The organism is Buchnera aphidicola (Drepanosiphum platanoidis) (genome assembly GCF_964020165.1).
Classification (GTDB): Bacteria; Pseudomonadota; Gammaproteobacteria; order Enterobacterales; family Enterobacteriaceae; genus Buchnera_J; species Buchnera_J aphidicola_BL.
The window spans coordinates 113,797-127,299 of sequence record NZ_OZ026537.1 but is presented as its reverse complement, the minus strand read 5'-3'; the positions used below and the strand labels follow the sequence as shown (position 1 = coordinate 127,299).

General features: G+C 17.5%; 15 protein-coding genes. 4 read left to right on the top strand and 11 right to left on the bottom strand.

What is annotated here, in order from left to right; all coding sequences use genetic code 11:
• Window positions 1-66 precede the first annotated feature (66 nt).
• Complete coding sequence (gene alaS / locus AACL42_RS00565; protein ID WP_340147593.1) at window positions 67-2,730, bottom strand: alanine--tRNA ligase; 2,664 nt, start codon at window positions 2,728-2,730, stop codon at window positions 67-69.
• Window positions 2,731-2,821: 91 nt separating this feature from the next.
• Between alaS and AACL42_RS00560 the strand changes: the two genes are divergently transcribed.
• Window positions 2,822-3,781 (top strand): RluA family pseudouridine synthase, encoded by a 960-nt coding sequence (locus AACL42_RS00560; protein ID WP_340147592.1) that lies wholly within the window; start codon window positions 2,822-2,824, stop codon window positions 3,779-3,781.
• 81 nt (window positions 3,782-3,862) lie between these two features.
• On the opposite strand, the gene aroQ is transcribed toward AACL42_RS00560, so the two are convergent.
• Complete coding sequence (aroQ, locus tag AACL42_RS00555) at window positions 3,863-4,312, bottom strand: type II 3-dehydroquinate dehydratase (RefSeq protein ID WP_340147591.1); 450 nt, start codon at window positions 4,310-4,312, stop codon at window positions 3,863-3,865.
• 197 nt (window positions 4,313-4,509) lie between these two features.
• Here aroQ and tldD point away from each other — a divergent pair, with 197 nt between their 5' ends.
• On the top strand, window positions 4,510-5,970 hold the full coding sequence (gene tldD / locus AACL42_RS00550; RefSeq protein WP_340147590.1) for a metalloprotease TldD: 1,461 nt from the start codon (window positions 4,510-4,512) through the stop codon (window positions 5,968-5,970).
• A 109-nt stretch (window positions 5,971-6,079) separates the two neighbouring features.
• Here tldD and rplS read toward each other — a convergent pair whose 3' ends face one another.
• The 7 genes from rplS to AACL42_RS00515 form a co-directional block, all read right to left on the bottom strand.
• Entirely contained in the window at window positions 6,080-6,424 is a 345-nt protein-coding gene (gene rplS / locus AACL42_RS00545) for a 50S ribosomal protein L19 (protein WP_340147688.1), read from the bottom strand.
• Window positions 6,425-6,473: 49 nt separating this feature from the next.
• Complete coding sequence (gene trmD, locus AACL42_RS00540) at window positions 6,474-7,199, bottom strand: tRNA (guanosine(37)-N1)-methyltransferase TrmD (RefSeq protein WP_340147589.1); 726 nt, start codon at window positions 7,197-7,199, stop codon at window positions 6,474-6,476.
• A gap of 8 nt (window positions 7,200-7,207) precedes the next feature.
• A complete protein-coding gene (gene rimM, locus AACL42_RS00535; protein ID WP_340147588.1) occupies window positions 7,208-7,711 on the bottom strand; it encodes a ribosome maturation factor RimM in 504 nt (167 codons plus the stop codon).
• Between the two features lie 12 nt (window positions 7,712-7,723).
• Window positions 7,724-7,981 (bottom strand): 30S ribosomal protein S16, encoded by a 258-nt coding sequence (rpsP, locus tag AACL42_RS00530; RefSeq protein WP_340147587.1) that lies wholly within the window; start codon window positions 7,979-7,981, stop codon window positions 7,724-7,726.
• A 35-nt stretch (window positions 7,982-8,016) separates the two neighbouring features.
• A complete protein-coding gene (gene ffh, locus AACL42_RS00525; protein WP_340147586.1) occupies window positions 8,017-9,366 on the bottom strand; it encodes a signal recognition particle protein in 1,350 nt (449 codons plus the stop codon).
• Between the two features lie 62 nt (window positions 9,367-9,428).
• Window positions 9,429-10,001, bottom strand: a complete 573-nt coding sequence (locus AACL42_RS00520) for a prephenate dehydratase domain-containing protein (protein WP_340147585.1) — start codon at window positions 9,999-10,001, stop codon at window positions 9,429-9,431.
• A 13-nt stretch (window positions 10,002-10,014) separates the two neighbouring features.
• Window positions 10,015-10,308, bottom strand: a complete 294-nt coding sequence (locus AACL42_RS00515) for a chorismate mutase (protein WP_340147584.1) — start codon at window positions 10,306-10,308, stop codon at window positions 10,015-10,017.
• Between the two features lie 811 nt (window positions 10,309-11,119).
• On the opposite strand from AACL42_RS00515, the gene rplM reads away from it, so the two are divergent.
• A complete protein-coding gene (gene rplM, locus AACL42_RS00510) occupies window positions 11,120-11,548 on the top strand; it encodes a 50S ribosomal protein L13 (RefSeq protein WP_340147583.1) in 429 nt (142 codons plus the stop codon).
• 25 nt (window positions 11,549-11,573) lie between these two features.
• Window positions 11,574-11,972: a 30S ribosomal protein S9 gene (gene rpsI / locus AACL42_RS00505; protein WP_340147687.1), complete on the top strand. Its 399-nt coding sequence runs from the start codon at window positions 11,574-11,576 to the stop codon at window positions 11,970-11,972.
• Between the two features lie 185 nt (window positions 11,973-12,157).
• Here the strand turns inward: rpsI and cgtA are convergent, their stop codons facing one another.
• Together cgtA and rpmA are read right to left on the bottom strand one after the other, a co-directional pair.
• Window positions 12,158-13,165: an Obg family GTPase CgtA gene (gene cgtA, locus AACL42_RS00500; RefSeq protein ID WP_340147582.1), complete on the bottom strand. Its 1,008-nt coding sequence runs from the start codon at window positions 13,163-13,165 to the stop codon at window positions 12,158-12,160.
• Window positions 13,166-13,214: 49 nt separating this feature from the next.
• Entirely contained in the window at window positions 13,215-13,481 is a 267-nt protein-coding gene (gene rpmA / locus AACL42_RS00495; RefSeq protein WP_340147581.1) for a 50S ribosomal protein L27, read from the bottom strand.
• Window positions 13,482-13,503: the final 22 nt, after the last annotated feature.

Sequence of the window (13,503 nt, the reverse complement as noted above, 5' to 3'; positions counted from 1 at the left end):
TTAAACTTAATTCCTAATTATGATTTATTTGAAAATAAATGTAATATTTATGATTATGATACAAAATTATATTGATTTAAAAACATTTTTAAATTTTATTAATTTTTTTATTAAATATTTTTTAATATTTTTTATGATTTTATTTAATTTAATATTTTTTTTTGTAAACCCTCCTTCCGCTGATATTAAATTTCCGCCTCCTTTTCCAAAATTTTTATTTAAAATTTTTTTTAATATTTTATTTGCTTGAATATATTTTGAAAATTTTTTTTTGACATTAATAATTATGTTAGTATTATTAACTGATTGATTAATTAAAGCAACAACAATAATTTTAGGATTTTCTTTTATTTTGTTTATTATTTTTCTTAATAATTTTATATTTATATTTTTTATGATTTTACAAATAAAATAAATTTTTTTTTTTTTATTAGATTTTTTAATTAAATTTTTTACAATTTGTTTAATATATTTTTGTTCTATTATTTTAATATTTTTATATGTTAAATTTATTATTTTTAATTTTTTTTTACAGATTTTTACTATTTCAGAGGAATTACAATTAAATAAATTTTTTATAGAGTTTATTTTTTTTGAATTTTTTAATATTTTCTTTATAGCCTCTTTATTAGTGACTGCTTTTATTCGATATGTGTTAGAAGCTATTTTAATTATTTTTTTGATAATAAAAACATTAATTTCTTTTGTATTATGAACATGTGTTCCACCACATAATTCTTTGGAAAAAGAACCTATTTTTACTCCTCTTACTTTATGTTTATTATATTTTTTATTAATAATTGTTTTATATTTTAGTTTTTTAGATTTTTTTAATGTTAAATTACAAACTTTTATTGCATAATTTTTTCTAATTTTTTTATTTATTTCTTTTTCAATTTTTTGCTGTTTTTTAAAATTTATTTTTTTTTCATATAAAAAATCAAATCTTATTTTTTTTGAATTTATAGAAGATCCTTTTTGATAAATTTTTTTTTTTAAAATTTTTTGTAGTGCATAATTTAATAAATGAGTACATGTATGGTTGATAGAGATTAAATTTCGTTTTTTTTTATTTATTTTTAAAATTACTTTAGAATTTTTTAAAAATTTTCCAGAAATCATTTTTCCTATATGAACAATTATTTTTCCTATTTTTTTAGTTTTTTTAACTTTGAAAATATTTTTTTTTTTTAATTTTATAAGTCCAGAATCACCTATTTGACCTCCTGATTTTCCGTAAAATACAGTTTTGTCTAAAATAATTTGAGCTTTTTCTCCTTTTTTTATTTTTTTTGTTTTTTTATAATTAATAAAAATTTTTTTTATAATAGATTTTGTTTTATATTTTTTATATCCTAAAAATTTAGTTTTTTTATTACCAAGATTATAAATATCTTTATTATTTTTAAAATTTTTATTATTAGATTTTTTTTTTTGATTATTTATATATTTTTTTAATTTTTTTATATTTATATATATTTTTTTTTTTTTACAAATTTCAATTGTAATATCTATAGGAAATCCTAAAGTGTCATATAAATAAAAAATAAAATTACTTTTTATTTTATTATTTTTTAATTTTTTTATTTTTATTTTTAACAAATTTAATCCAGATTTTAAAATTTTTAAAAAATTTTTTTCTTCTTTTTTTAAAATTTTTATGATTATTTTTTTATTTTTACAAATTTTTTTACTTTCTGATTTCATTGATTTGATTAATGTAGGTAATAATTTATATAAAAAAGGATTTTTAATTTTGTTAAAGAATCCATGCGTTACCGCTCTTCTAATAATTTTTCTTAAAATATATCCTTTTTCTTCATTTGAAGGTAAAATATGATCAGAAATAATAAAACAAATTGCTCTAAAATGATCTGCAATTATTTTTGTAGATTTATTTAATATTTTATTTTTACTTAAAGCTATGATATGTTGAATTAAATTTTTAAATATATCTGTATCATAATTTGAATTTACTTTTTGTAAAACAGCAGAGATTCTTTCTAATCCCATTCCAGTATCAATTGAAAAAATTGGTAATTTTTCTATTTTTCCGTGTATAGTTTTGTTAAATTGAATAAAGACTATATTCCATATTTCTAAAAATCTGTTTTTTTGAGATTTAAAATCTTTAAAATTTTTACATTTTTTTTTATTTTTATAAAAATAATCATAAAATATTTCTGTAGATGGTCCGCATAATCCATATTTTCCCATTTTCCAAAAATTATCTGAATTAAATTTTTTATTTTTTTTGTCTTTAACTTTAATAATTCTATTTTTAGAAATTTTAATAATATTTTTCCATATTTTATATGTTTCGATATCTTCATAATATACAGTAATTAATAATTTTTTTTTATTTATATTAAACCATTTTTTATGAGTTAGTAGCTCCCAAGCATATAGAATTGCTTCTTTTTTAAAATATGAACCAAAACTAAAATTTCCTAACATTTCAAAAAATGTATGATGAATATTTGTGTTTCCTACTTGATTAATATCATTATGTTTCCCTCCAGTTCTCAAACAATATTGTATAGTAGCAATTTTAGAATATTTTATGTTAGAATTTCCTAAAAAAAATTTTTTAAATTGGTTCATTCCTGCATTAGCAAATAATAGAGATTTATCAGTGTTTAACAATAAAGAATTTCCTGAAAATATTTTATGATTTTTTTTTTTAAAAAATTTTAAAAAAATTTTTCGAATTTTATTTGAAGAGATCATATAAAAAATTACCTAAATAATATTGTTTTTAAATTTTATTAAATTTTTAATAAAAAATTTTTTAATAATTAAAAATTAAGGACTATATTTTTTGAAAAAAAAAATTGTTACATTACAAAAAGTAATTAAAAAAAATTCTTATATTAATCAGAGATTAGATAAAATATTATCTAAAATTTTTCCTAATTACTCTAGAAGTTGTTTTAAAAAATGGATTTTAAAAGGTTATGTTTCTATTAATGGAAAAATAGTTAATATTCCAAAAAAAAAAATAATGTTATTAGATAAATTGGTAGTTAAAGGAAGAATTTATACAAAAACATTTTATCCAGAAAAAATTTTTTTAAATATAATTTACGAAGATAAATATTTAATGATTATAAATAAACCATGTAATATGGTGGTTCATCCTGGTTATGGAAATGAAAATAAAACTCTTTTAAATGGATTATTATTTTATAATAATTTATTAAAATTAGTTCCAAGAGCTGGTATTGTTCATCGTTTAGATAAAAATACAACAGGTTTATTAATTATTGCTAAAACTATAAAAACTTATTTTTTATTGCAAAAAATGTTAAAATTCAGAAAAATTTATAGAGAATATCGAGCTATTGTAAATGGAAGTTTATTTGGGTCTGGAAGTATAAAAGTTCCAATTAGTAGGCATTTTTTTAACCGAACAAAAATGTCTGTTTCTATTTTTGGAAAATTATCTAAAACATATTATACAGTATTAGAAAATTTTCCTTATCATACTTTATTAAAAATTTTTTTAAAGACTGGAAGAACACATCAAATTAGAGTACATATGTTGTATTTGAATTATCCTATTTTAGGTGATCCTTTATATAAAAAAAAATTGTTTTTTAATAAATATTTAAATCATAAAACTTTAAACATATTAAATAATTTTAAACGACAAGCTTTACATGCATATAAATTAAAATTTTTACATCCTATAACTAAAAAAATTATTAAAATAAAATCTTTGTTACCTGAAGATATGCAAAAAATTATTTTTTATTTGAGAAATAATAAACAAATTTAAATTTTTTTATTAATAAAATTTGAATTTTTTGTCACTTTCTCAAATTGAGAAAGTGTTTTTAAATAAGAAGAATAAAATTTTTTATTTTTTACATAATCTTTTGACTGCACTTTTTAAAGCCCAAAAATAGCCATCTGTTCCTAATCCACAAATTATTCCTTTAGAAATATCAGAAAACCAAGAATGACATCTAAAATGTTCTCTTGAATAAATATTAGAAATATGTACTTCTATAAAAGGAATATTCACAGATAATAATGCATCTCTTAAGGCAATACTAGTATGCGTAAAAGCAGCTGGATTAATTATGATATAATCAATAGAATTTTTAGAATCGTGTATTTTTTGAATTAAAGAATGTTCTGCATTAGATTGAAAATGTATTAAATTAGTATTTAATAATTTTGCTTTTTTATTTAATTGATTAAGTAAATCTAATAATGATAATTTCCCATAAATTTTTTTTTCTCTAGATCCTAATAAATTTAAATTTGGACCATTTATTATTAGTATATTAAATTTTTTTTTCATAGTAATTTTTATAAATAAATTTTTTATTATTATCAAATGTATAGTATATAAGTATATTATGAATTATTATAATTATTTTATTTAATTTTTATAAAATTATAAGTTATATAAAATATTAAATGAAGAGTATAGCATTTAATTATTATATTAAATTTTTAAATTTATTTATAATTATTATTTTTTAGGAGACAAAATATATGATTTTAAATATTGTAAAAAATGAATTATTAGATAAAAATAAGATTAAAGAAGAAGACATTTTTTCAGTTCTTTCAGATTTTTCATCAAGTAAAATAAATTATTCTGATATATATTTTCAATTTAAAAATAGTGAATCTTGGGTTTTAGAAGATTCTATTATAAAAAATGGAAGTTATAATATTGATCAAGGAATTGGTATGAGAATAATTTATAAAAAAAAAATAGGATTTTCTTATTCAAATGAGATTACTTTAGATAGTTTAACAGATCTTTCTAAATCTTTAAAAAATGTTTTTGATTGTAATAAATCTTCAAAAAAAATAATTATTAAACCTATAATTTCATTAAAAAAAAGAAATTATTTTTATGGTTATAAAAATCCTTTAGATAATTTATCTAATAATAAAAAAATAAATATATTAAAAATTATTGATTTTACAAGTAGATCTTATAGCTCAAAAATTGTTCAAGTAAGAGCAAAATTGTTTGGATCATATGAATATGTACTAGTGGCATCTACTGATGGAATTTTTAGCGCTGATATTAGACCTTTAGTTAATGTTTCCATTGAAGTTTTAGCTGAAAATAAAGGAAGAAGTGAAATTGGTTTAAGTGGAGGAGGATCTAGAAATTTATATGATTATTTTTTTTCTAAAAATAATTTAAAGGAAACTTTATTACAACATTGGTCTAAAGAAGCTTGTAGAATAGCGATTCTAAATTTGTCAGCTAAAACAGCTCCATCTGGAACATATCCAGTAGTTTTAGGTTCTGGATGGCCTGGAGTCTTATTACATGAAGCAGTAGGGCATGGTTTAGAAGGAGATTTTAACAGAAAAAAAATATCAAATTTTTCAAATAAAATGGGATCTAAAGTAGCTTCAAAATTATGCACAATAGTAGATAATGGAACTTTAAAAAATGCTATAGGTTCTGTTAATATAGATGATGAAGGAATTTCTGGAATGAAAAATGTTTTAATTAAAAATGGTATATTAAAAAAATATATGCAAGACAAATTTAATTCATTTTTAATGGGCTTAAACATTACTGGTAATGGAAGAAGGCAATCTTATGCCCATTTACCATATCCTAGAATGACAAATACATACATGTTATCAGGAACTTCTAACTTTAAAGAAATTATTGAAAGTATCGATTATGGAATTTATGCTGTTAATTTTAGTGGAGGACAAGTCGATATAATTACTGGAGAATTTGTTTTTTCTACATTAGAATCTTATTTGATTTGTAAAGGAAAAATTTTATATCCAATAAAAAAAGTTACTTTAATTGGATCTGGAATAAAAATTATGAATTCCATTTCAATGGTAGGAAATGATTTAAAAATGGATTCAGGAACAGGAACTTGTATAAAAGAAGGGCAAAGTATTCCTGTTTGTGTAGGTCAACCAACTATAAAAATAGATAAATTAACAATTGGAGGAGGAGCATAAATTTTATTTTTTTAAAATTTATATTTTATATTTATGCAGTCACAATTTTTATTTTATGACTGCTTTTTTATAAATTATTTTTTAAATAATTTATAAAATTTTAACAAACTTATAATCTTTCTTTAATTCTTGCTGCTTTTCCTGATCTAGATCTAATATAATACAATTTTGATTTCCTTACATTTCCTTTTCTTTTAATAAAAATTTTTTCAATATTTTTAGAATATGTTTGAAAAACTCTTTCTATTCCTTCGTTATTGGATATTTTTCTTACACAAAAAGATGAATTTATACCTCTATTTTTTATAGCTATTAATGTTCCTTCAAAAGATTGAAGTCTTTTTTTTGTACCTTCTAAAACCCATACTTGAACTTCAACAGTATCTCCAGATCTAAAATTAGGGATTTTTTTTAACATTTGTTGTTTTTCAATTTTTTCAATAATTTTTTGCATTTTTTTCACTTTTTAATATTTTAATATTTATCTTATTTTTTTAAATAATTTAAATATCTTTTATTATTTTTTTTTCTTCAGAATTTAATTTTTTTAATTTTAATAAATCTGGTCTTTTAGATTTTGTTTTTATTAAAGATTTTTTTAATCTCCATAATCTTATTTTTTTATGATTGCCGGATAATAATATTTTTGGAACTTTTTCTCCGTTGAATACTCTAGGGTACGTATATTGAGGATAGTCTAATAATCCATTAAAAAAAGATTCTTCACTAAAACTTTTTTTATTTAATACTCCTGGAATAAGCCTTGAAATCGCATCTATAAAAACCATTGCAGCTAGTTCTCCTCCTGTTAGTATATAATCTCCAATAGACCATTCTTCATCAATTTCTTGTTTTATTATTCTTTCATCAATTCCTTCATATCTTCCACATAATAGAATAAATTTTTTATTAATTTTTAAAATTTTTATTAAATTTTTTGTATTTATTTTTTTTCCTTGAGGAGATAAATATATAACTTTTAATTTTTTTTTATTTTTTTTTTTTATCTGTTTTATTGCTTTTTTAATTGGACTAGCACACATAATCATACCTGGACCTCCTCCATAAGGTCTATAATCAATTTTTTTTCTTTTATATTTTGTAAATTTTCTAAGATTCCAGCATTTAATTTCAATAATTTTTTTATTAATTGCTTTTTTTAAAATTCCATATTTTTTAAAATTTTTAAATATTTTAGGAAAAATTGTAATTATATTGAAACTGATCATAATTTTTTTTAAAGTAAATTTTTTTTGTTGATAATAATAATTTTATTTTTTTTATAAATTTTTTTTATAAAAATATTATTTATAAAAGGAATTAAAATTTCTTTTTTTTTATTAATTTTTTTATTTACAATTACTAAAATATCATTATTATTATTTCTAATAATACTTTTTACAGTACCTATTTTTTTATAATTTTTATCTAAAACTTTAAAATTAATTATTTCATTCCAATAATATTCGTTTTTTTTTAATTTTTTTAATTTTTTTTTTTTTATGTAAATAAAAAAATTTTTTAATTTATCTGATTTGTTTCTAGTGTTAATATTTTTTATTTTTATAAAAAAAAAATTTTTTTTTTTTTTCCAATTATTAACATAAATTTTTTTTTTATTTATATACCAAGGTCTATATGAAAAAATATTTTTTTTTTTTTCAGTATATGAAAAACATTTTATCCAACCTAATATTCCATGGGATGATCCTAATTTTCCTATTATTAAAAAATTTTTCATAATTTTTTTTTATTATATTAAATTATTTATTTTTTTAAAATTTTTTAAAATAAATTTTGTTCTTTTAGATAATTGAGCTCCTTTTTTAATCCATTTTTCAACTTTTTTTATTTTTATATAAAATTTTTTATTTTTATTTTTAACAAATGGATCAAAAAAACCAATTTTTTCTATAAATCTTCCATTTCTAGAATATCTTTGATCTGCTACCATAATTTTATAAAATGGTTTTTTTTTTGATCCATGTCTTGCTAGTCGAATTTTTATCATTATTTTTTTCTTTTTTTTAAGATTATCATTTATATTTATTTAGGAATTAAATTTTTAATTTTATTAAATAATCCTAAAATTCCAATTTTTTTTGTTCTTTTCATTAAATTTTTTATTTCTTTAAATTGTTTTAATAATTTATTGACATTTTGTATTGTATTTCCAGAACCTAACGCTATTCTTTTTTTTCTTGAACCTTTAATAATATTAGGATATTTTCTTTCATTTTCTGTCATAGAAAAAATTATAGATTTCATTTGCTTTAAATGTTTTTCACTTAAATTATACATTTTATTTTGAGTAATATTTGATAGTAAAGGTAATTTACTAATAAAGTTTTTAATTCCTCCAATTTTTTTAATTTGATTGATTTGATTTAAAAAATCATTTAAATCAAAATTATTCGTTTTTTTTATTTTCGTGTTTAATTTTTTTAAATATTTTTTATCTACTTTTTTTTCGATAGATTCAATAATTGATAATACATCTCCCATTCCTAAAATTTTGGATACAATTCTTTGAGATTTAAACTTTTCTATATTTTCTAACTTTTCTCCATTACCAACAAATTTTATTGGTATATTTGTTAAATATGTTAGAGATAAAGCTATTCCCATTCTAGAATTTCCATCTACTTTAGTTAAAATTGAACCTGAAATAGGAATAGTTTGATTAAATTTTTTAATTATATTAATAGAATCTTGACCTATTAAAGAATCTAAAATTAATAAAGTTTCATCAGGTTTAGAAATTTTGTATATTTCTGAAATTTCTTTCATTAATTTTTTATTAATATGTAATCTTCCAGAAGTATCGATAATTAATAAATCATAAGAATGGATTTTTGCATATTTTATTGAACTTTTTAAAATTTTTTTAGGATTATTTATATGTTTTAATTTAAAAAAATCTATAGAAATCTTTGTTGATAAAATTTCTAATTGTTTTATTGCTGCAGGTCTAAATGTATCAATAGAAGTTAATAAAATTTTTTTTTTTTTATTATTTTCTAAAATAAATTTTGCTAATTTTGCTGTGGTCGTAGTTTTACCAGATCCTTGTAACCCTAAAATTAAAAAAATTGATAAAGAAGATTTTGAAATATTTAAGGGTTTATAATTTTTTCCAATAATTTTAATTAGTTCATTTTTGAATATTTTAATAAATTCTTGACCTGGAGTTAAACTATTATTAATTATATTTCCAATACATTTTTTTTTAATTTTATTTATTAGTTTTTTAATTACTATTAATGACACATCAGATTCTAATAGTGCAATTCTAATTTTTCTTAAAGTTTGTTTAATATCTTGATGCGTAATTCTTCCTTTATTTGATATATTTTTAATTGTTTGAGAAAGTACTTGAGTTAAATGTTGAAACATTATAAATTTCTCTCACTTTTATTTTTTTATAATTAATAAGAAAATTTTATTATTTGATTTTATTAAATAGAAACTATTACAAATTTTGTAATATTTTTTTTTTTATCAGAAATATTATTTTGTATAGAGTGTAATTGATACTTTTTTCCTCCTTTTTTATTACCTATTGCTGCTATTTTTTTTAAATTTAATTTTTTTATTGTTTTCATAGCAATGGTTGAACTATTTGTATAAAAAAATTTTTTAATTTTTAATTTTTTTTTAATAAATTTTTGACATTGTAAAATAGGTTGTTTATGACTATATAAAATTTTTATATCTGATAATAAAATATTTTTTTTTGTTGACAGAATACAATGTTTAATTTTTTTTTTAAAAGTATGTATAATTTTTAATTTGTTTTTTTTAATTAATTTTTGGGTTTCTATAATAATTCCAGAAGAATTATTTTTAATTGGTAAGATCGCATAATCAGATTTATAATTTAAAATTGATTTAACAATTTTATAAAATGAAAAATATGCTTTTATATTTATTTTTTTTTTATTTTTATTATTTTTTTTAAAAAGATATTTTTTTAAAGCATAATATGAATAAGATCCAATAGGCCCTAAAAAAGAAAAAGTTTTTTTCATATTTATCAAATTTTTATTTATTATTTTTATGATTAAATTTTTTTTGTTGTGAAATTGAATATTTTATTAGTAATTTAAATATTTTAATAATATATTTTTCATCTAATTTATTTTTTTTTATTGTTTTTTTAATTTTATTTATAAGTTTTTTTTCTCTATCTAAATCTCTAATTGGGTAATTTATTTTATTTTTTTCTAAAATTATTTTTTTTATAACTATATTTCTATCAATAATTAATTGTAATATTTTTTTGTCAATAGAGTTAATTATTAATCTTAATTTTTTTAGTATTTTTTTATTTTTCATTTTTTTCTTTTTTTTATTTTAATGTAAATAATGTAAGTTATATATTTTATAAAATAATAAAAATATTTTTTTTATTATTTTTTAAGTATGATTTTAAATATAATATTAATTAATAATATTTAAAGAATTTATATTTTTTTATATATATTTTATTTATATTTTTATTTTTTTAGTAAAAAAATTTTACTTTTTATAAATATAAAACATATAAAATATATTTAAAATATTTATTATAATATAATTATTATAAAATATTTAAAAAAGTTTAATTTAGTATATTTTTTAATTTTATTAAATTTAAATATAAATAAAAATGTTGACAAATAATTTTTTTTATTTTTAAAAGTTTAATATTTTAATTTTAATAAATTTTTATTTATTTTTTATTTATATTATTATTTACAATATTTATAACTTAATTTTTTTGTTATTAAAATGACTATAATTAATTTATAGTGTATATATAATTTTTTTAAAATAAAATAAAAATTATAATTTTAAAAAAATTGTTTTTTTATATTTATTTTAATTAGTTTATATTTATATTTTTTTGAATTAAATGGAGATTTTAATATATGTTAATTTAAAATTTATATTAAATTATTTTTGTAAAAAAATAAAAAATATTTATGTTTATTATAATAATTATTTATTATAATAATATTTATTAAAATAATATTATTTTTTTACATTTATATTTTAGATGTTAGTAATATAAAAAAGTGTAAAATATTTTTAAAATTTTTATTTTTTTATAATTATTACATATATATTAAAATATTAATTAATACTTTAAAAAAGTGAGTTTTTTATGAAAAGTTTTATGTCAAACAAAAAAATAATTAAAAAAAAGTGGTATTGTATTAATGCTTCAGGTAAAATTTTAGGTCGATTATCAAGTTTTGTAGCTAGTTATTTAAAGGGTAAACATAGAATAACATATACTCCTCATGTAGATACAGGAGATTTTATAATTATTATTAATGCTTCTAAAATTGTAGTAACTGGAAATAAATATTTTAAAAAAATATATTATAGAAATACTGGTTATCCAGGTGGATTAAAATCTTTAAAATATTTTGAACTTTTTAAAAAAAATCCTAAAAAAATTTTAGAATATTCTATAAAAGGTATGTTGCCAAAAAATACTTTAGGTAGATCTATGTTTAAAAAATTAAAAGTATATTCTGGAAATTTTCACAAACATGAAGCACAAAATCCTATTTTTTTAAAATTTTAATATAAAGGTTAATATTTTGAATAATATCAAAAATAATAGTTTATATAGTTATGGAACTGGTCGAAGAAAAAGTTCTTCTGCTAGAATTTTTTTAAAAACTGGTGTAGGAAATATTATTGTTAATAAGAAAAAAATTAAACATTATTTTAGTCGAAAAACTTCTTATATGGTAATAACACAACCTATTAATGTTACAAATATGATAAATAAGCTTGATTTTTATATAACTGTAAAAGGAGGCGGAATTTCAGGTCAAGCTGGAGCAATTAGACAAGGAATTACAAGAGCATTAATAAAATATGATATATCATTTTCTAAAATATTAAAAAAATTTGGATTTATTACTCGTGATTCAAGGCAAGTAGAAAGAAAAAAAGTTGGTTTTAGAAAATCTAGAAGAAGGCCGCAATTTTCAAAAAGATAATATATTTTTGATATATAATTAAATTTTTTAGATTTATTTTTAATATAATATATTATAAAATTAATTTTATAATTTTAAAAAATTAAATTTATTATACAAGTTAAATTATGTAATAAATAAATATTTTTTTTAACTTGTATAATTTTTATTATATATATTTTGTTTTTTATATTTATAATTTTAATTTAATAAATTTTTAAATTTTTAAAAATTTTTTTACATAAATTGTTTAAATTAATTTTTTTTTTTGAAGAAATAAAAAAAATTTTTTTATTTTTATTAAAATTTTTAAGTATAATATTTTTTTTTTTATAAAAGTTTTTATATGCAATTAAATCAATTTTATTAAATACCATCCATATGTTTTTAGTATTAAAATTTTTATTAAAAATTTTTAATTCATTAAGTGAAATTTTTATATTTTTAAATATTTCTTTTATTTCTAAAGACAAATCAATAATATGTAATAAAATTTTACATCTTTGTAAATGTTTTAAAAACTGTATTCCTAAGCCTATTCCTTTTGAAGCTCCTTTAATAATTCCTGGAAGATCTGCAATAATAAATTTTTTGTTTGTTTGTTTATTATATACTGCAGCCAAATTAGGATATAATGTAGTAAAAGGATAATTACCAACTTTAGTTTTTGATGAAGATATATTTCTTATTAACGTAGATTTTCCAACATTGGGAAGACCTAGTGTTCCTACGTCAGCTAATAAAGAAAGTTCTAATTTTATTATTTTTTCTTCTCCTAATTCTCCTAAAGTTTTTTTTATAGGAGATCGATTTGTAGAAGATTTAAAAATGCTATTTCCAAGTCCTTTTTTACCACCTAAAGCAATTATTATTTTTTCTTTATTCTTAATCATTTCTTTAACTAAAAAATTTTTTTTTAAATCTATAATTTTTGTTCCTAATGGAACTTTTAAAATTGTATCTTTTCCATGTTTTCCAGATTTATTTTGATTACTTCCATTTTTACCATTTTCAGCTATAATTTTTTTTTTAAATTTATATTCTGATAATGTATTTATATTTTTATCTGATATAATAAATATGTTTCCTCCATTACCTCCATTTCCTCCATCAGGACCACCTCTAGGAATATTTTTTTCTCTTCTAAAACTTACAATTCCATTTCCACCTTTCCCAGCAATTAAATTAATGATTGCTTCATCAACAAAATACATAAATTTTCCTGTAGATATTATTAAAAATTTTTTTATATTTTAATTTTTATTATTTATTTACTACGGGATTAATATCAACATATTTCTTTCTATTTATTCCTTTAATTGAAAATTTTACTGTTCCTTTAATTAATGAATATATGGTATGATCTTTTCCACATTTAGTATTATTTCCAGGGTGAAATTTTGTTCCTCTTTGCTTAACAATAATATATCCAGGATAGATTAATTCTCCACCAAAATGTTTTACTCCTAATCGTTTTGAGTGAGAATCTCTTCCATTTCTAGTAGATCCTCCAGCTTTTTTTTGAGCCATAATTTTTATTACCTTGATTTTA